The organism is Novipirellula artificiosorum (assembly GCF_007860135.1).
GTDB classification, from domain to species: Bacteria; Planctomycetota; Planctomycetia; order Pirellulales; family Pirellulaceae; genus Novipirellula_A; species Novipirellula_A artificiosorum.
This window is the reverse complement of record NZ_SJPV01000004.1, coordinates 343465-363013: the sequence shown is the minus strand read 5'-3', so window position 1 is coordinate 363013 and position 19549 is coordinate 343465. Positions and strand designations below refer to the sequence as shown.

15 protein-coding genes are annotated in these 19549 nt (G+C 56.0%); 3 read left to right on the top strand and 12 right to left on the bottom strand.

Annotated features, from left to right (window positions below; all coding sequences use genetic code 11):
- Positions 1 to 32: 32 nt before the first annotated feature.
- From Poly41_RS13865 to Poly41_RS13820, 10 genes are all read right to left on the bottom strand, one after another.
- Positions 33 to 1121 (bottom strand): cytochrome c oxidase subunit II, encoded by a 1089-nt coding sequence (locus Poly41_RS13865; protein ID WP_146526769.1) that lies wholly within the window; start codon positions 1119 to 1121, stop codon positions 33 to 35.
- An 86-nt stretch (positions 1122 to 1207) separates the two neighbouring features.
- On the bottom strand, positions 1208 to 2161 hold the full coding sequence (locus Poly41_RS13860; protein ID WP_231615651.1) for an SCO family protein: 954 nt from the start codon (positions 2159 to 2161) through the stop codon (positions 1208 to 1210).
- Entirely contained in the window at positions 2121 to 2546 is a 426-nt protein-coding gene (locus tag Poly41_RS34915; protein WP_231615650.1) for a hypothetical protein, read from the bottom strand. The genes Poly41_RS13860 and Poly41_RS34915 overlap by 41 nt, the downstream gene beginning before the upstream one ends.
- Before the next feature lie 43 nt (positions 2547 to 2589).
- Positions 2590 to 3858, bottom strand: a complete 1269-nt coding sequence (locus tag Poly41_RS13850) for a hypothetical protein (protein ID WP_146526768.1) — start codon at positions 3856 to 3858, stop codon at positions 2590 to 2592.
- A 113-nt stretch (positions 3859 to 3971) separates the two neighbouring features.
- On the bottom strand, positions 3972 to 5378 hold the full coding sequence (locus Poly41_RS13845) for a quinol:electron acceptor oxidoreductase subunit ActD (protein ID WP_146526767.1): 1407 nt from the start codon (positions 5376 to 5378) through the stop codon (positions 3972 to 3974).
- 95 nt (positions 5379 to 5473) lie between these two features.
- Positions 5474 to 6874, bottom strand: a complete 1401-nt coding sequence (gene nrfD, locus Poly41_RS13840; RefSeq protein ID WP_146526766.1) for an NrfD/PsrC family molybdoenzyme membrane anchor subunit — start codon at positions 6872 to 6874, stop codon at positions 5474 to 5476.
- Between the two features lie 78 nt (positions 6875 to 6952).
- Positions 6953 to 10279, bottom strand: coding sequence for a TAT-variant-translocated molybdopterin oxidoreductase (locus tag Poly41_RS13835; protein WP_146526765.1), 3327 nt, complete (start codon positions 10277 to 10279; stop codon positions 6953 to 6955).
- Positions 10280 to 10390: 111 nt separating this feature from the next.
- Positions 10391 to 11080 (bottom strand): cytochrome c3 family protein, encoded by a 690-nt coding sequence (locus tag Poly41_RS13830; RefSeq protein ID WP_146526764.1) that lies wholly within the window; start codon positions 11078 to 11080, stop codon positions 10391 to 10393.
- Positions 11081 to 11308: 228 nt separating this feature from the next.
- The gene (gene folK, locus Poly41_RS13825; protein WP_146526763.1) at positions 11309 to 12226 is read right to left on the bottom strand and encodes a 2-amino-4-hydroxy-6-hydroxymethyldihydropteridine diphosphokinase; all 918 of its coding nucleotides are present in this window, start codon (positions 12224 to 12226) and stop codon (positions 11309 to 11311) included.
- On the bottom strand, positions 12219 to 12566 hold the full coding sequence (locus Poly41_RS13820) for an ArsR/SmtB family transcription factor (protein WP_146526762.1): 348 nt from the start codon (positions 12564 to 12566) through the stop codon (positions 12219 to 12221). The genes folK and Poly41_RS13820 overlap by 8 nt, the downstream gene beginning before the upstream one ends.
- A gap of 216 nt (positions 12567 to 12782) precedes the next feature.
- Between Poly41_RS13820 and Poly41_RS13815 the strand changes: the two genes are divergently transcribed.
- The gene (locus tag Poly41_RS13815; RefSeq protein WP_146526761.1) at positions 12783 to 13445 is read left to right on the top strand and encodes a CPBP family intramembrane glutamic endopeptidase; all 663 of its coding nucleotides are present in this window, start codon (positions 12783 to 12785) and stop codon (positions 13443 to 13445) included.
- On the opposite strand, the gene Poly41_RS13810 is transcribed toward Poly41_RS13815, so the two are convergent.
- Positions 13408 to 16164, bottom strand: coding sequence for a BatD family protein (locus Poly41_RS13810; protein WP_146526760.1), 2757 nt, complete (start codon positions 16162 to 16164; stop codon positions 13408 to 13410). The two genes, Poly41_RS13815 and Poly41_RS13810, sit on opposite strands and share 38 nt — an antisense overlap.
- Before the next feature lie 3 nt (positions 16165 to 16167).
- On the bottom strand, positions 16168 to 17373 hold the full coding sequence (locus Poly41_RS34075; protein ID WP_197231320.1) for a tetratricopeptide repeat protein: 1206 nt from the start codon (positions 17371 to 17373) through the stop codon (positions 16168 to 16170).
- 114 nt (positions 17374 to 17487) lie between these two features.
- On the opposite strand from Poly41_RS34075, the gene Poly41_RS13795 reads away from it, so the two are divergent.
- Both Poly41_RS13795 and Poly41_RS13790 read left to right on the top strand, forming a co-directional pair.
- Positions 17488 to 18519 carry a mechanosensitive ion channel family protein gene (locus tag Poly41_RS13795; RefSeq protein ID WP_231615649.1) on the top strand — a complete coding sequence of 344 codons (1032 nt, stop codon included), beginning with the start codon at positions 17488 to 17490 and terminating at the stop codon, positions 18517 to 18519.
- 250 nt (positions 18520 to 18769) lie between these two features.
- Positions 18770 to 19486 carry a hypothetical protein gene (locus Poly41_RS13790; RefSeq protein WP_146526757.1) on the top strand — a complete coding sequence of 239 codons (717 nt, stop codon included), beginning with the start codon at positions 18770 to 18772 and terminating at the stop codon, positions 19484 to 19486.
- Positions 19487 to 19549 lie beyond the last annotated feature (63 nt).

The following is a 19549-nucleotide window of genomic DNA, read 5'->3' as shown; positions in this document are numbered from 1 at the left end:
TTGGTCTTTGTCGGGTTGGTTTGCGTAGCTGTTTATTCCGCATTGGCGGAGAGTGACTTCATGTAGGCGATCATCGAATCAATATCGTCATCGCTCAATTGGCCCTTGTAGCTCGGCATCACGGGCTGATATCCGGCGGCGATTTTCTCTTTCGGGTAGATGATTGATTCACGAAGGTAATTCTCATCCACTTTGACCGTCGCACCGCTGGTGAGTGCACGCATCGATCCGAACGCGTCTTTCCAAGTCGGGCCTACGCGTGGTGAACCATCGATACTGTGACAGCCCGAGCAACCGCGACGGGCATAGAGTTTTTCACCATACGATTCAAGTGACTCGGTATCGCTACGGCTGCTGTATTTCTTGATCCATGCATCCAGGTCCTCGCGAGTCTTGTGGACCACGACCACGGTCTGCATTTGCGAGTGGTTTTCGCCACAGTACTCCGCACAATACAAGTCGTAAAAACGGTAGCCATCGGGAGTGAATTGGTACTTGTCGTAATCCCACTCCGCCCCACTCTCTTCGGTTTCTTTGACCGCAGCAGCCAAGTCCTCGTCGCTGACCTTTTCGGTTGCCAGAGTCGGTTCAAACCACATGTAGTTGTAACGCCCCGGAACAACATCTTTCTTTGCACGAAACGCAGGGACATAGAGACTGTGGATCACATCACTGCTGCGCATCGTCAACTTGGTAGGTTCATTCACAAGCAAGTGCAACTCGGGGTGAAACGTCCCGCGTCCGTAGTCCATCGTCCAGCCCCACTTGAACGCTTGCACGCCCACTTCGTAGGAACCATCGGGAACCGTCCGCATGTCCAAGTAGACCTTGGCACCGAAGATAAACATCCCAACCAAGAAAATGGACGGGATCACCGACCATGCCAGCTCGAGAGGCGTGTTGTGTGACACTTGGCTTTCGGCCTTTTGACCTTTTGCCTTGCGGTATTTGAGTGCAAACCCAAACAATGCGATGATCACGCCGACGAAAAAGACGAATCCGATGCCGGTAATGACTTTGTAGAGCCAGTCGACTTCCGAGGAAAACGTCGACGCGGAATCGGGGAACCACGCGTAGTCTTCGGTGTAGTCGGCGAGCAGCGAGAATGCGGCAGGTAACATGGTCAGTTGTCGTTTTTCTAAGTTTCGTTAAGTCTGATTGTTCTAGGAGTTGTCGTTTCCATCCGATGCGACAGATCGAACCGATCTCATCGATCCGTCGAGTCGGTTGTCGGTTGAGTTTTAGGCGTTCGTTTCCGTCCGAACCAATAAGGGGCGAGACAAGCAAGCATCAGAACGACCGTCGCGCCCCCGCCGACGCTCATCAAACGCCGTGCTTGAGGGGTGTAGCTGTTGCTGTCCGAATCGTAGCTGTAACACCACAAAATGAACTGATCGACTGGCGACCCGACCGTGCCTTCGCCCGCCTCGATCAACGCCAATTTCAGTTGCTCGGGTGGAAACTCGATGCTCAGCGAGTATCGCGAAATGATGCCTTCCGGCGAGACGAACGCTAACATCGCGGGATGGTTGTATTGTTTGTTGACCGCGTCATAGCGGTAACGAAATCCTAATAGATCCGCGAGTCGTGTGATCACCGGCTGCGTCGCAGTGCAGAACTCCCAGCCATCGCTGGCGCCGAGTTGGGCGGACAATTGATCGACATATTTTTCTTTGGTACTACGAATCTTCTCGGTCGTTTCCAAGGGATCGATGCTGACCGTTAAGATGCGAAAATCCTCACCAATCTTCAAATCCAATTCGTTAAGCGATTGGGTCAATGCGTTCAGTTGGACATTGCATAGCATCGGACAATCGCTGTAGTTGAGCGTGACGATCGTCGGTTTCTTGCCATCGAGAAAATCGCCAGTCGTGACCTGATGGCCGGCCGAATCCACCAGCGGCAGGTCGAGCGGGATCGTATTGCCCAACTTCTGTTCCACCGTGATCCCGAGCGCTTCGGGAGGAAGCGAATTGTTCAATTGAACCTCGGCCCCCATCCGCACTTGGTCCTGAGCCGGCACCGATGGCAAACCAGCGAAGACCAGCCCCATGAAAAAGACAGAGGCAAACCCTCGTGACAAGGGTTGATACTTGCCAAATGCCAAACTGCACATCTGCCTAGACTTCATCGTTTTCATCCGCGTTGGTGTTCGGTTCATCGCTGACCTCCTCAACTGCGTCTTCACGGAGTTCGTCGTTCGTTTCGCTGGCTGCCTTCGCGTCGTCCGCGGTTGCTGAATCAGCTTCGGGCTTGGTTTCCGAAATCGACGGATTCGTTGAAACCATCAATTCCATTGCCTTTTCGATGGGAATCGTGACGTTTCCGGTTTCGATATCGACGCCGTAGCTGGCAATTTGAGTAGCCTGTTCGTCAAGAAACGCATTTTGGCGGTTGTAATGTCGCTCGCTCAGCGATTCGGATTGCCATTGGGCCATCGCGAAGTACAAGACTTGAACCGCAAGAGCGGTCAAGATCGTAACGATTACCGAAATTCCCCCGATGGCGAATATGCGTTTGCTGTTCAGATCATCGTAATGTGCCATGGCAGTTTGTTCTGTCTCGCGAAGCGGTGGGTCAGATGAATTCTTAAATGTTTTCGAAAGCGAGCGATTCGCCAAATCGTGGATCACGCGACGCAGCAATTCGGGTTTGTCCCGCGATCGTCAGGATCATGCCGAGCATCAACGCAACCATGCCAGCCGCACTCAAAAGGCTTGAGGCAATGCCTGGGACCCCCCCCGCTGCGTCGAGCCCCCCTCCGGGGCCTTCGTAAACCTCGGGCATCACGCACCAATAGACGTCGACGAAGTGCAAAACCAGAATGTAAACACTCCACCCGAAAACCAGCGTTGGCCGACGGCGTACATGCCGGCTCATCGTACCAATGAAGGGTAGAATCCAATGGAAGAAAACCAAGACGAGCGATAAAACGCCCCAAATTCCAAGCTGACGGTGGTAGAACCAAATGGTCTCTTCGGGGATAGCGCCGTACCAAATCAACAGGTACTGGCTGAAGGCGATGTAGATCCAGAAGAACACGAAACCGAAGATGTACTTGCCCAAATCATGGTAGTGCTCGACGGTCACTTCGTCACGCATTGCACCTGTTTTTTGCAACAGATACGTCCCGGCTGCGATCGCACAATGGGCTGACAGGATGCCCCCCGAGAACAGGTAGACGCCGAACATGGTCGAGAACCACATGGGTGCCAGAGACATCACCCAATCGAACATTGCGAACGACATGCTCAGCGACAACAGGATCAATGCCGGAGCGCTCCACTTTTGCATCCGTTCGGTGATTCTTTTCTCGCCCGTCTCGTCTTGCGTGACACTGCTGCGGAAGAAGTAGACCGCCAAACCAATCCAAATCACGAAGTAAATCACCGCGCGAGCCGCAAAGAAATTCGGTTCCAGGTAGAGGGTCTTGTTTTCCCAAACCGCGGCGGGGATGTGGTGGTGTTCCGCAAAGGCAGGGTCATCCCACTTGTAGATCGTTCCTTCGCCGGTCCACAACGAAACGACAATCGGAATGAACAACACCGCCAACGGCACCAGCATGAGCATGATCAACTCGGCAACGCGTCGCACCACCACGCTCCATCCCGCGCGAGACAAATGCTGGATCAACACGAAGAACAACGCCCCGAGGGCGATCGTGAGGCAGTAAATGAATGCAGTCAGGTAAGCCGACATGCTGAAGTGACTATCGACGCCCCAGTTTCCGATGGCCCATCCGGCGATCAACGCAAACAGCCCTCCGGCGCACAGCGGAATGCTAAGTGCCGACAGTTTTGAGGGCAACTGAAAGGCTGGGTCGTCAGCCGGTTTGATGGCCGGTGCGTGCTTGGACATCTTGGTGAACAGTTCAAAAAAATGGTGAAAGGATCTGTACTTCGGCCAGCTGGGTCACCGGCACGAAAAATCGAATGGGTCAGCTTGCGTCTGACCTACTTATCAACGGCAGCTCACTCTGCTTCTTTCTTGCGTTCGGCTTCGGCCTGTTCGGCGAGCTTCTTCTCTACCCTTGCCTGCTCGGCTTTGATTTCTGCCCGCTGATTCTCTGGGACCAAATCAAGCGAAGCATTTTGACTCTGTTGAAGTGCTCGCACGTAGGCGACGATGGCCCAACGATCGCGAGTCTTGATCTGACCTGCGTAGCCAGGCATCTTGCGAATTCCATTGCTGATGGTGCTGAACAGTTTTCCGTCGGGATATTGTTCGGCGTATAAGCTCTGCTGGTGCATCGATGCAGGAGGAATCCACGACGATGCCATGATTTGCTGAGCGCGGTTATTGACCAACCCGTTGCCGCGGCCGTCCATGCCATGGCAGGTCGAGCAGTAGATGTTGAACTGCAACTGACCCTGTTGGACAAAGGCTTCGGTAATCTTGATCGGATTTTGCTCCAGCCATGGTGTCGTGTCCATCACGCTCTTGGCCGGTTCGGCGCCCTGGTCGGAAGCCTTTTCCGACGGTTCACCTTCTTGCGCGTAGGTTCGAACCAAACGCTCGGCTCGATCCGCATCGACGCTGGAAAGCAATTCCATCTGGATCCCGGTCAAGAAATCGAGGTTCTCTTCCATTTCGCCTCGCGCTACAGTCCCGGGAACATCGGGTCGCATGGCCCGGCTATCGGCAAACAGTGACGTCGTTTGCTGAGCATCACGAGCAGGTGAAAAATCCATGTCGGGGAAAATGTGGAACCTTGGCTTGCTGCTGGTGGTGACACGCATTCGAGCCACAACAAGTGCGGGAATGAACGAAATCGCGATCACGGCGATCAACGTTGTCAGCAAGAACTTGGGGACCGTCGTGGAGCTGTCGTCGTCGACCACCGTGTTGATGTATTCGGTCCCCGTCTCGCCAAGCAATTTCTCTGCTCCGGCTTGATCGAAGCTCTTGTCTTTCGCATCGATATACAAGAAAAACCGATCGTCGGTGGCTCGATCAAATCGCGGGTCGGTAAAGATCGGGTTGCTGAATCGAGGCAATCCGTTCAGAGCCCACATGCCAAAGAAGGCACCAAACGAAGCGAACAAGATCGTCAACTCAAACGCCACCGGCATGAACGCTGGAAGCGAGATGTAAGGCTTACCCGATATGATGTAGGGGTAATTAATCCCGTTCATCCAAATCTGCATCAGCAGCGCTGTCACCAAGCCCGCGACACCGCCACCCAGCGCGATCCACGGCAGAAACGTCGGTTTGATGCCAAGGGCTTCGTCGATGCCATGGACCGCAAACGGAGTGAAGGCATCGGTTTTGGTGTAACCGGCATCGCGAATCCGTCGACATGCGACCAAGAGCGAATCGACCGACGTGTATTCGGCAACGATTCCGTGGACTTTCTTTTCGTTTTTGTCGTCTGACATGCTTAAGGTCTGACAGTGATATGTAATCGTATTCCCGAGACACGGTCACGGGATTGTTAACTTCGAAACCTCTGTGACGGCGTCACAGAACGGAACTACTCGTGATGGCTCATGTGCAATTGCTTCGCAAGCGTACTCTTGGTTTCCGCCATGTTGATGACCGGCATCAACTTGCAGAACAATAAGAACAATGTGAAGAACAACCCAAACGATCCGATCAACATGGACCAATCCACCCAAGTGGGATGGAAGTAGGACCAAGCACTGGGAAGGTAGTCTCGTGACAAACTGGTCACGACAATCACGAATCGTTCGAACCACATCCCAATATTTACAAAAATACAAATCACCACGATGATCCATGGTGTCGTTCGACATTTCTTGAACCAGAACAATTGGGGACTCAGGACGTTACAGGAAACCATCGTCAAGTAAGCCCACCAATACGGACCCAGCGCTCGGTTCAGGAAAGCGAATTGCTCTTCGGGCACTTGTCCGTACCAGGCAATGAAGAACTCGGTGCCGTACGCCAATCCCACGATCGATCCGGTCGCCAAGATGATCTTGCACATGTTTTCTAAATGCCGAATGGTAATCAGCTTTTCGAGCCCCAGCATGCTTCGCGCGGGCACCATCAACGTCAGCACCATTGCAAAACCGCTGAAGATTGCACCAGCGACAAAGTAAGGTGGGAAAATCGTTGTATGCCAACCGGGCACTTGTGAGACCGCAAAGTCAAACGAAACGATCGTATGCACCGACAGAACCAGCGGAGCGGCAAAGGCAGCCAGTAAGGCGTAAGCTTTCTCATATCGCATCCAGTGGCGTGACGACCCGGTCCAACCGAGTGCCAAAAGACCGTAAGCCATCCGCCGCCATTTGTTCTTGGATCGATCGCGGAACGTTGCCAAATCGGGCACCATGCCCATGTACCAAAACAGCAGCGAGACCGTTCCATACGTGCTGACCGCAAAAACGTCCCACAGCAGCGGACTGCGGAATTGAGGCCACATCCAAAGATTCAAACTCGGATAAGGCGCTAACCAAAAGGCTAACCATGCCCGACCAACGTGAATCCCAGGGAAGGTTCCAGCGCAAGCGACGGCAAAGATCGTCATCGCTTCGGCAGCCCGGTTGATACTGGTTCGCCATTCTTGGCGGAACAAAAACAAGATCGCACTAATCAACGTTCCTGCGTGACCAATCCCAACCCAAAAGACAAAGTTGACAATCGGCCAACCCCAGAACACCGGTGCTTGGTTTCCCCAAACGCCAACGCCCATGTAAATCAGGTAGGCGATACAAATGCCAAGCCAATTCAGCAAGGCAAAGGCAACCAAGAAACCAATCATCCAGGCTCGTCCAGGCGGCCGTTCCGCGACCTGGCAGACCGCCTCGGTAATGTCGTGATAGGTCGTATCGCCAAGCACCAGCGGAGCACGCTCGCCGGGGCGTTCGACGGTATTATTCAACCCGTTCGGGATGGCAAGAGACATGTTTGGAAGTTTGAAGTTGGAAGTAGGAAGTTTGAATGATTGTTGGGGTCCAGGCTATTGCCGCCCAAGGCTTTGAGCTTACGAATGAGCCTCGGTGTGACCAGCCTCGGTGTGACCAGCCTCGGTGTGATCTTCGGCACCATGGCCGTCGTGTTCATCAGCGCCCGACTCGTGCGACTCATCATGCCCAGCATGCGGCGAGTGCAGTTGTGCCAAGTCGTCGATCTGAGCCCGTGTCATCAGCAGGCTGTGTGGGTTGCGAACTCGCGCCAAATACTCCGTTCGGGCCTTGACGTTCAATTGAGACAGCATCCCATAACTGCGAGGATCCTTGTGCTTCTTCGAGACCTTGGAATTGGGGTCAGCCACATTTCCGAACTCAATCGCTCGCGTCGGACACGCGGATTGACAAGCGGTGACGACATCGCCATCGGCAATCGGTCGCCCGCCATCTTTTCGAGCGTCGATCTTGGCTTTCTCAACGCGTTGGACACAGTACGTGCATTTTTCCATCACGCCGCGACCACGAACGGTCACTTCCGGATTCATCACCAACGCTTGCAATTGTCGGTTTGCCGATTCGATCGTGCCGGGATAGGCGTCGATGCCATAACCGACACCAATTTCTTCGTTGTAGTTGAAGTAGTTGAAACGCCGGACTTTAAAAGGACAGTTGTTCGCACAGTACCGGGTTCCAATGCAACGGTTGTACGCCATGGCGTTAATGCCTTCATCGGTGTGAACCGTCGCCGCCACCGGACAAACCTGCTCACAGGGTGCCGTTTCGCAGTGCATGCAAGCCACCGGCTGCTGGACGACATCCGCGTTCTCTTCGTCACCTTGGAAATAGCGATCCAACCGCAACCAATGCATCTCGCGGCTGTTAGCGACTTGCTCTTTGCCGACGATCGGCACGTTGTTTTCACTTTGACAGGCGATCACACACGCGTTGCAGCCGATGCACTTCGTCAGATCAATCGACATGCCCCACTGAGGCAGCTTTGGGTTATCTTCTTCGATCGCCATGATCGGCTCCCGCCAAAGGGATCCCGAGCCGTTCGTACCCACCTCGGGGACGTGGGGGCCTTTGGCTTCGGCAAAATCGGGAACCTGCTTTAGGAGTTCCACGGTGCCTTCACGAACCAAGGAGAAACTTCGACGCTCGGATTCGTCTCGACCCCGTTCATCGATCGCCCAGTGATCCTGAGTCGTCGCTAATTCGTATTCTTTGTAGCGAGGCCGAGCTTCGACTTGCGTGGCCAGCAACATGGCATCGCTGGTACGAAGCCCGTTCACATCGGTTCCGACCACCGGCACATCCTCTTCGGTGAAACCGCCCACCATGCCAGCGCGAGTGCGTCCATAGCCGATGGCAACGGTCACAACGCCGGGAGCGCAGCCGGGAAGCTCATACACCGGCAACTCGATCAACGCATCTTCTTGGCGCAAAGCAATCATCAAACCGTGTTGAAGGTTCAAACTTTTTGCTGTCGCGGGGCTCATCAACGCAGCATTGTCCCAAGTCAACTTCGTCAACGATTGCGGCAGTTCTTGCAACCAACCGTTATTGGCAAAACGGCCGTCGTAGATCCCATCCGCTGGTACAAACAGGACATCGAAATCATCTTTGTCGATCTGTTCTGCAGAAATCGCGACCGGTGCATCCTCGCCGAGCGAGGTGAACTCCGCGTTCGCTGTCAACTCGTCTTTTCCGCCGACCACGAACTCATCGGAGAAACCGTCGTGAAGCAATTTTCGCCATTGCCGCTGACTGAGCGACGCCCCCGAAACCGCTTCGGCCGTCCGGCGAACAATCTTTTCGCCCTCAACCTCTTTTTCGTCCAACATCGCCGCCACGATTTCGATCGAGGCTCGACCACCAAGCAGCGGCAGAATTTGAGGCTGACAAACACCGTAGGCACCATGGTCATTGACGCAGTCGCCCCACGATTCGAGTGGATGCGCCAGCGGCAGCGACCACTTGCAACAGACCGCCGTTTCGTCGTCGTACTCACCTAAATAGATTGAGTTTTCCAGCTTGGAAATGGCCACGGCCAACTTAACATCTCCGGGCGCCGCAGCCACGGGGTTACCCCCGATCACCAACAGCGAATCGACTTCACCGCTGTCGATTTTTGCAACCAAATCCGGCAGCGTGGCAAGCTCACCAAGCTCCGCGTCAACCTCGGGTGCGAAGGATTGAATTTCTCCGAACGAGCCGAGTTTCTTGTTCAAGGCGATCCCGGCCGCAATCGCGTCGGCACCAAGAGGTTCCCCCACCACCACGACCGCTTCCGATCCGGCGGCAGCAATGTCGGCAGCCAGCACGTCCAAGAATCGCTCGAGTCGGTCGCTTGGGGTTGCCAATTCGTCGAACGCCACCGCTGCGTCGGCGTCGATGTCGTCGCCCGTTGCCTCTTCGACTCGACGAGCCAATTCACTCAAGAAAGCCGGCATTTGGCTCGGTCGGAGTGCCAGTCGAGAATCGGCCATCGCGCCGGTTGACGTGTACCCCCCCTCGACCACATACAGTCGGCTCATCGTCGGGTCGTTCGGGTCACGCCGCTCTGCAAAGCTGCGAGCGTTGTTGAGCATGCCGGGATCGGTCCCCAAAATATCCGACTGAAGCGTCAGGATCACTTTCGCCTTGCTGAGGTCCAATCGCTGCTGGGCTGGCTTGCCGAACACCTTCCTGGTCGCCGTTCGCATCGCAGCGCCACGAACACCGTCGTAGCTGGCCAGCGTGATGGCTGGGCATTTTTCTTTCAAGAGCGATAACACTCGCACCAGAGACGGTGACGCGGTCGGCGGCATCAAAACCGCGAACCCCGCCCCTTGGTTCGTCTGAGCAGCCGTCTTGATCAGCGCCTGGCCATAGGGCACAAAGTCGTCCCACGTTGCCGGCTCGCGTCGCTTTTCTCCTTTACGGACCAAGAAACTCTCGTCGCCGCGAACACGGTCGGGATCGTACAACCCCAAGATGCAGGCTTGGGCGTAGGCGTCGGTACCACTTCCGGTCGGATGATCCTGATTCGGCTCGATCTTTTGTGGGCGACCGTCGACACAGTTGACAAGTAAGTTGTAAACGCGCCCGGCCAATTCGAAGTTGGTGGCTCGTTGATACGACTCGCCAGGCACGCGACCCTCTGGGCGAATCACGAACGGAGCGATCGTCTCTTCGGGATAGCGGCACCCCGTTGCTCCTGCTACCGCCAAGGACGCGCCCATCAACTGCATCCAACGACGGCGAGAAACGCCCTCGGGAAACTCGGACGCAGCGACCGGAAACTCGCGATCGATGTAGCTTTGAAAATCTTCGCGATCGTGAAGCTCCGAGAGACTGCGCCAATAGCGCGCCCGAGGGGTTTCGTTGTTCGGCGATGCAGACGAATGAGTGGAAGTCATTACAAAGATGCGTGAGAGTGATGGCGTGAATTGAACTTCATAAACCGGAATCGCGTTCTGTATCCGGCGACGGGCAAGCCGTGGGACGACACCCGGCGGCGGATTGATTCGTTAACGATGACAAACCGCACAATGAACCTGTGGATTAATGTTTTGCTCTTCGCGCGCCTTCTCAGCAAACGCTGCTTGGTCCCAATCGTCGGGCGGCTGCCAGTCAAGATTCGTGACTTGGTCTATGGGACGCAAATGGGGATTGGGATCGCGATGACACTCAATACACCAAGCCATCGACAACGTTTCCGCTTGGTAGACGACCTCCATCTGATCGATACGGCCGTGACAGCTCTTGCAACTCACACCCGAATTCACATGGGCGGCGTGGTTGAAGTAGACGAACTCTGGCAAATTGTGGATTCGCTTCCAAGCCACACTCTTGCCCGTTTCCCAGCTTTCGTGGATGGGGTCGAGCTTCTCGCTGTCGGCTCGGACAGCCGAAAGGGCCGTGATGCCTTGAGCATCCGCAGGGCTGTGGCAGTTGATGCAGGTTGCCGTCGGAGGAATGGCCGCGTGGGCCGCTTCAAATACCGTGTTGTGGCAGTATCGACAATCCATCTTCAGCTGACCGGCATGGATGGCATGGCTGAAGGGGACCGGCTGTTCGGGCTGGTAGCCGGGGTTCAAAGTCACCGGATCCGTGACAAGGCCACCCATAACGGTGGCGTACAAGCCACCACCGGCGGCAGCCGCAGCCAGACCCAGGAGGAATCGGTTGACCCAGCGAGGAAAGAGAAACCGTTGCATAATGGATGAAGGCCGCGTTGGGAGCACGTAGCGCAGGAAACGGACGAGAAAGACAACAAGTTCTAGCGGAAAAGGGCGTGACGACAGGTGTCACATTTTGTCGCAGCGACATGTCGTCACAGGTGGGCGACAGTATCATGTGCGAAGTGGCACAATTGCAAGGCCCACGCTGCCGCCCGCGACATTTTGTCGCAGGGAATTGAGGGCTGGGCCGATTGTGGCAAAGAGCTAATCGAAATACCACTTGCCATCGGTGGTGACGGGGCGAACGGGGCAACGCATCGAATCGAGCGCCGAGGCGATTTCGCTCGCGGCCCACGCCAAATCGTCAATTTCCAGCCGATATTCCGGCCATCGTGTTCCGGTAGGCCAGATTTGATGGGGCGCCGGCCAGCGGGTTGCGGGTGTCGACCACTGCATCCTCGCGATCAATCGGGGTAAATTGGCGGCAAACGTCGACCGATCCGGACAATCGATCGGCAGGGCGGGGACGGTCTGCGATATCCAAGGCAGGCTTTCGGAAAGCCCGCTGAGGTCGATCTCCGCGGCAAAGGTGCGGATGCCGTGGTCGTTTTCAAGCCGTTTGCACAAGTTTTGGCGTGTCGACTCGTCGCCACCGATCAAGGACATCGACGCGCTGCCCGCGGACAAATGGGTTGTTAGTTGTCGGATCGTCCATCCAAAACGCGGGTCTCGGTAGTGCTCCGCAACGTCACAGGCCGGTTGCAATACGAATTGACGAGCCGTGTAACGAGGATGGGGGACGATCAACGCCGTAGCGGCACCGACCAATTGGCCATGCATCACGACATCCAGATCGATCGAGCGAGCGTCCCAGCGTTTCCGGCGTTGCCGGCCCAAGTCATGCTCGATTCCCTGCAGCAGGCCCAGGATCTCGCGAGCGGAATGGGCGGTGTCAATCGCAGCGACCGCATTCAGGAAAGGTTCTTGACCCTCCGGACCACCAATCGGAGGCGTTTCAAACAGGCGGCTGGCGGTGAATGACTTGACGATTGGCGAGCGGGCCACTCGCCGCGCGGCTTCCGCAATCACTCGATCACGGTCACCTAAATTGCTGCCAAAACTGACCAAGCATTGCGCAAGCTTGTTGTTTTGCGACGGCGGTTCGTGCTCTCGCTCAACCATTAGCCGTCTTTGCGGAATCAGCTTGGTCGTTCTCGACTGCCCCCGGAGCCACCAGCATTTCCGATAAGACCTCGGTAAAACGCTCGCAAACGTCGCGGCGACACGACAAAATTGCCAATTGACCTTGCCGTCGCGAGCGAATCAGTCCGGCAGCCACCAGTTCCTTCAAATGATGTGAGATGGTCGCTTGCGTGATCGAAAACTCTTCGACGAGCGATTTGCAGGCAATTTCTTGCTCTTGGGCAATGCAAACTAAGATCGCAAATCGCTGAGGATCCGCGATTGCCTTGGCGATACGGTGCATCTGGTCGTCGCTGAGGATCGCCGGTTCGGAGTTCATGCTTTCTAGTCTATCGGCGCAGCGGGCGGGGTGCCAGAAGGAACGTAATGGAAGGGGCAGTCAGCAGTCAGCAGTCAGCGGTCAGCGGTCAGCAGTCAGCAGTCAGCAGTCAGCAGTCAGCGGTCCGCCGATAGCCGATAGCCGATAGCCGATAGCTGGCCACTGACACCAAGCTCCCCATTCCCCCGAGCCTCCCTGCCACTTACGCTCTTACGCATGGATCAAGAAGAAGAGGATACGATCGAGCAAACCGCCGATGACCTGTTTTTGACAGCCGTGCTGTTCGAATCAGCCTTGGGGTTATTGGCCCTGTTCCTGGGCTGGATCCTCGGTCCCGATGCCCGAGCAATGATTCCCGAAGCGGAATGGGGTGGCATTCGAGCGATCCTTAGCGGACTGGCCTACGGTTGTGCCGCAGCCATTCCGCTCGTCATTCTGATCGAGCTGCTTCGCAAGGTTCCCTGGGAGCCAGTTCGCCAACTCGAGCGACTGGGCGATGATGGGATGATCAAGACTTTGCTCAGCCTTGGCAGCGGTGAATTGCTGGTGATCAGTCTGTGTGCGGGGGTAGGGGAAGAACTTTTGTTTCGCGGCTGGCTGTTGCCTTGGCTGGCTGGAGGCGGCGTGCTCAACGTTGAGCCGAGCCAAGTCGAATGGGGATTTGCGTTGGTCGCATCGTCGCTCGCCTTCGGTTTGGTCCACCCGATCACTCGGCTGTACGTCGTTTTGGCAGCGCTGATGGGTTTGTATTTTGGCGTGTTGCTTTTATGGACCGAGAACTTGCTGATCCCCATCATGGCGCACGCCACCTACGACGCCTTCCAGTTGTTGATGCCAAAATTCAAGAAACCGGTCCAGGATGTCGCAGCGGAGCAGTGACGATCCTCTCGATTGATTCGCGCGGCACCCATCCGGTTGTTTGATCTTCGGTTTTGATTTCAATCCAGTTGCCACGCACGCTCAAAACGGTAACTTCGGCCGCCTCCGAAATCGGTGGACCGAAGGCAGGTGCTTGATTTCCATCGCTTGCACGACGCTGGACTCCCTCTGCGGCGACGACGATCGCTTGGTTTTCGACTCGAAATGCATGCTCATCTAAGGCCACGAGTCCGCCGAGCAAGAATGCGATGACCCAACCGGTCACGAGCCCTCCCCAGCCGGTTGGATGCTGGGCCAAGCTTTTTCGTCCGATCAAGATCCAAGAGATGACCCAGGCAGCGATAGCGAGCCAAAGGACTTGGCGGCGTGGTAGCCATGAAAAAATCGTCGCGGTGAGCCGTTGGGAGACCCGTTGTGGTTGCTGATTTCGGAGGGCCAACGCAATCTGTCGATCGTCTGGACAAAGCATTCGAGCGCGGCGGTCATTCAGGTAGGCGCGCCCCGAAAAACCGTTTTCTCGATAGGCACTGGCGAGATACTGATAAAGCCAACCGTTCGCTAGACCTGAGTCGACAACGCTCTGGAATTTTCGTGCCGCCTCTTCGAATGCTCGTTGTGCCTCGTCAGGATGGGCATCACGTTTTTCCAGCCCGATGTTGTAGGCGTCAATCGCTTCGATCAACACCGCACGTTGCTGCGGAGCCGTTAGTTCGATTGGCGTTTCTGCTCTGGCAATCTGCTGACCACTTGCGAACATCAACCCTCCCAACAAGAGCCCTTGTAGGGTTTTGGTTTGCATCGGCGACGGTCGAGTGCGTCGCAATCGTTTTCCGAAGGGGTTGGACCGTAAACAATCCGCCGCGAGGGTCCGTGAGTCTTGTTTCAGTTCATCCAGCGAAACAGAAGAGGCAATCGTTGTTCCAGAGCTCGCTTTTCGGCATGATTCAAACCAGTTTTCCAATCGCACGGCCAAATCACGTTGTCCACCACCTCGCAACGCCCCCACCAGCGACATCTCCGTTGCATCGGTGAGTTTCCATTGCTGGCCTACGAACCGTCGCAGGATCTGGCTCAATTCCGAGGCTGACTCCGCTGCATCGGACTGTTTCGCATACAGGTGCAGTGGCTTGAATGATCTTCGCACCAACCAGTGGAGGTCACGACGGCGCAGAACCAACAAGGCGCAGGCCCAGATGACGGGAGGCAACAGAATCCACCCCGATAGCGTTCGGTCGAGCAAGGGTTGCGGCGACTGGGCAACGAGTAAGTCGTCGACGGAAACCAGCTTGGGCACCGATGCGACAAGGGATCTCATGCGGTCGCGATCCTGGCCCGCTGCAGCAGCCTTGGATTTTGAAACAATGCCGTCGAGGGATAGCTTCTCCAGAGGTTCAACCTCGATCGGAATCGCGTCACTACGGACCGTCACAAATTGTTCTTGCGTGGGATCGAAATAGCTGAACTCGATCGGGGGAATTACGGTAACCGACTCATCTCGTGGACGAATCGTGGTCGTGAATCGCTTTTGGTCGCCCTCGACGATTCCCGCCAACGGTTCATTGGAAACCTTGAATCGTGTTGTCCACTGTGGTGACGACGCAAGCACGGGAGGCTGGAGGGAATCCACTGGCCCCTTCCCTCGGATCGTCATATGCAGCGTGATCGGGTCGCCGGCACGCGAGGTTTTCGGAAAGGCCTCGGTTTGAATTTCGTACTGACCGACGGCTCCGCGATAGGTATCCGGTCGACCGATGGTGGGAATCGCCTTGACGTCCACCGCCGCTGCAGCGGCGGTGGCCACGATGGGGCGAAAGGCGGTCACTTGCAGCCGAGAACCAAACGTCGAAAAACGATCCTCAAAAAGTCCGGAGCCTCCAAAGGGACCTGAACCTCCGAACGGAAAGTCATCGTCAGGGAAGCTGCTTGAAAAGGGACTGCGCGAGCGTCCCAATTGGATGGGGTAGTTTACCCGAATACGGCAATCGTCACCTTCGATCGGCCCAGGACGCTGCGGGTAAATACTCGCGTCGATTTCATACAAGTAATACGTTTGCAGGTTGCCATCGGCATCTTTACGCTGGACTTCCTCACCCGCAGGCCGTTGCTTGTTGTCGGTGATCTCTTGCATCCGATCGGCAAACAGCCCCCATGCGGTCTGCTCGGAAACAAGCCCCCACATATCTCCTTCCGACAGAGTCAATTGTCGCTTTGCGTCGACGAAGGGCCTGATCCAGATTTTCAGTTTCAACGCGATTGGCTGACCGACATAGACGCTCGGTCGATCCCCCTCGATCTCAACATACATCAAGTCGCCGGTTTCGCTCGTTTGGGCGTTGATTTGAATCGCTTCGAGTAACGATTTTTGGCCGTCATGGGCTACCGTCATCGGAGGAATCAAAAACGCCCCAGCTCGTAACGGCGTGATTTGATACGAGTAGGTGATGGACGAGTTCTGCGAGACTCGCCCGTTGAAGATTCTTCGCTGGACCGATTTCGCCGGCACACCCGTCGATTCAATCCTCAACCCATCCACCTTCGGCAACTCGGGCTGCTCGTGCGACGTCACGTCTGCGAACTGGATTTGCAGCGTGACCGGCAACCCGACATACGTTTCTTCCGACGAAACTTGAATCCACACCTCACCCGCAGACGCGGACGACACGGCGGTGCCTAGCACCACGAGAAGGAAAACAAGTCGAGGATCACCTACTGTCGTCATGGTCTACCAGTCCTTGTCTACTGGAATGTATCGACGTCGCTGCGACTGCTGTAACCGCATCCGCCGGAGCATGTCGCGGTCACGAATCGCTTGGAGCATCTTGTTCGCCTCCTCTTCGGTCATCACACCTGCGGCAACAGACGTGCTGGCGTCGTCGTTCTCATCCGCTTGTGCGTCGGACTCACCCTGTGGGTTCACCGCCGACAGTTCACCCTCGGAGTCGGTGGACGAATCGGTGCGCGGAGGTTCTTCGGTGGTGCCCTCGGGGGCGTTTGCCTCAGGGGCGTTTGCCTCGGACGGAGCGGATGCCTCGGACGGAGCGGAAGCCTCGGACGGAGTGGACGGATCGGAAGCCTCGGACGGAGCGGACGGATCGGAAGCCTCGGACGGCTCGGACTGCCCTGCCGAGGACTCTTGTTGCCCGGCTGAGGCTGTGTTGGAATCGTCTTGCGACGATGGCTCGCTTTGGTGGTCTCCCGACTCACCCGAGTCTCGGTTTGCTGCTTCGGGCGGCTGTTGTTTCTGCTCTTGGTCTTGCGGCTGCTGTTCTTCCTGGTCCTGCGGTTTTTGCTGTTGCTTTTCCTGCTCCTGCGGCTGTTGCTGTTGCTTTTCCTGCTCTTGCGGCTGTTGCTGACCCTGTTGTTGTTGAAGCTGATGTTTCAATTGAAGGGCCAATTCGATGTTGGCCCGTGCATCGACATCGGTTCGTGAGATCCTTAACGAATCTCGGTAAAGGGAAATCGCTCGGTCGAGCTCGCGGATTGCTTCGGTCGGCTGTTGTTGCATGGTCGCCAACGCCTTGGCGTACCGTGTGTTCCCCAGGTTAAAGCGTGCCCGAGCGGCGACCCTGTCCGAATCGGCTGTGGTCAATTCGACGAACCGCTTGATCGCCGCATCCGTTTCGCCGGCACGAAACATGCGAACCGCTTGGTTAAACTGTTCGACTTCCGCATTGCCCTGGATGGGCACCCGCGTTCGCGTCGGCACCGGCGGACCCGCGGACCGTCCGTCCGAGGAGGTCCAAACGCTGATCAGCCAAAACGTGAGGAAAGCGACGAGGTAGTAACGCATCATGGAGGTGATTTTTGCGAATAGTTTGACGGGTTGCGACCCCAATGCACAAGGAGCCTCGAGCGGCTTTACGAGCCATTTGCCGCCTCGGTTCATCTGCCCCCAATCTGCATCCTTGCGGCCTTTGGCAGGGAGCATCGACGAAAAACATCTTTACTTTGACAGGTGGCTTTTTCTATACCACCAGCATGTCGCGTGCGTGCGACGGGGGCTTGCTCGTTTTTTTTTGGTACTTGGTAAAGGACTCCATTTGTGGCTGAAGATACTCAATCTGTGATCGATTCACTCACCAACATCGCCAGCGGCACAGGGACCGCCGACGGCCATCGTCCCTCGTTCGGCGAAGCAACACAGCAAGTGATTGGTGAATTCGCCAATGGCGATATGTCGGGCGTCGTTGATTACGCGACGATGCAGTTGGTTCCTCAGTTATTGCTAGCGGCCTTAGGCCTGGGGATTATCTTTCTCGGTTATCTCGTGGCCACTTACTTGGCACGCGTGATCAGCAGGCCGGTTTGCCGCCGCGTGGACGAAACGCTGGGGAGATTTGTTGGCAAAGTCGTCTTCTACAGCATCATGTTTGGTGTGGTCGGTTCCGTGCTATCAAAAATGGGCTTGCCATTGGGGGGGTTGGCGGCAATGCTCGCCGCAGCAGGCTTCGCAATCGGTTTGGCATTCCAAGGAACGCTGAGCAACTTCGCCTCAGGTGTGTTGATGTTGGTTTTTCGTCCGTTCAAGGTGGGCGATGTGGTCAACGCCGCCGGCGTGATGGGAAAAGTCAACGAGATCGATCTTTTCACAACGACGTTGGATACGCCTGACAATCGCCGCATTATTGTCCCCAACAGTTCCATTTCGGGCGGCACGATCGAAAACATCAGCCACCACCCGCATCGCCGAGTGGAAGTCCCGGTGGGCGTTGCCTATGCGGCGGACACTGAAGCAACGCGCACGGCTTTGAACGCGGCAGTCGCAAAGTTCGAAGCGGAAATCGTTCATGGTGAAGGTCGGGGATCAGCCGTGGTGCTGAGTAGTCTTGGTCCCAGCAGCGTCGATTGGCTCGTCCGCATGTGGGTACCAACCAAAGAGTTCTTCCGACTCAAAGAGGCACTCACGGGCGAAGTCAAGCACCAGCTTGATGTTGCGACGATTTCAATTCCCTTCCCGCAAATGGATGTTCACGTCCATCGCGCCGATTCCGAGGATGAGTCGCTGTTCCAACGACCGCGGGTACGGCCTGCGCGGCGCGGCTCGGAAAACCAGGTCATGCCGCAAGCTTCTTGATAGTGCCCCTCGAGACTTCTTCCGAGCGGCGACTCGAGACTTCTTGAGAGCGTGTAGAAGAGAGTAGGTGAAGCCCACGAAAGGACTTACGACCAATCGGCAAGATTTTTGCATCCTCGAGCCACCTCGCGTCTTGCCCAGCGATTATGATGACGGCTACTTATCTTGTTGCTGTCATCATTATTTGCTTTTCCCACTCCCTTTTTCTTGAGTGGCGAGAGCGGCATCGGACGAAGGAGCTAGTCGCAGCATGTGGCATACCAGCCGAGGGGATCGAACCTTGAGAGCCAGCGAAGCGTCGTTGGTGAGTTTGGCGATTGACACCATGATTGATGCCTTGTTGGTTCACCTTGATGACGAGGATGACGTGGCAATCGCTCCCGAGTGCCAATCGGGAATTGCGGTATACGATTCGCTGACGGTCTCTCAACGCGTCGGGCTGCTGCACGACGTCGCGCGCTATTTGTTAACGGACACGAAAACCACGTTTCCGCTATCGGCGACGACCGAGGCCGCGGTTGCGGCGATCTTCATTGAGGTGCGTGACCAAGTTGCCATCGAAATTGATCTCTACCCTGAGAACGCCAAGAATGGGTTGCCCTCTGAAGCACTGACTTGGCGTTTGCATGTCCTCGAAGCGCACCATGCATTGTCGCGAGAACCTGCGATCGACGACCGAGAAGCGATCTTCGACGACGAATCTGTCGTACTTCCCCAGGTGGACTCCGCCGACTTGGAACTGTGGGAGGGATTAATCGAAAAGCTAACGGATGCGGTCTTGTGGGACCGCGACTTTGAGTTAGCCGACAGTTTTCTTGATGTCGATCCGGGAGTTTCCCACCAACGGCGTCGGCTGCTAGGGATCGACAATGACTACTTCACTTATGTTGCTCCGGATCCTCGGCCCGAGCAGGTGATGCGATTGGTTTGGAACACTCGTGATATCATTCGTGCAAAACCTCACTAATTCCTCTTGCCCCGCTCGGCCCTAAATCGGCACACTTCCATGGCTGTTCGCAGACCCGGTCCT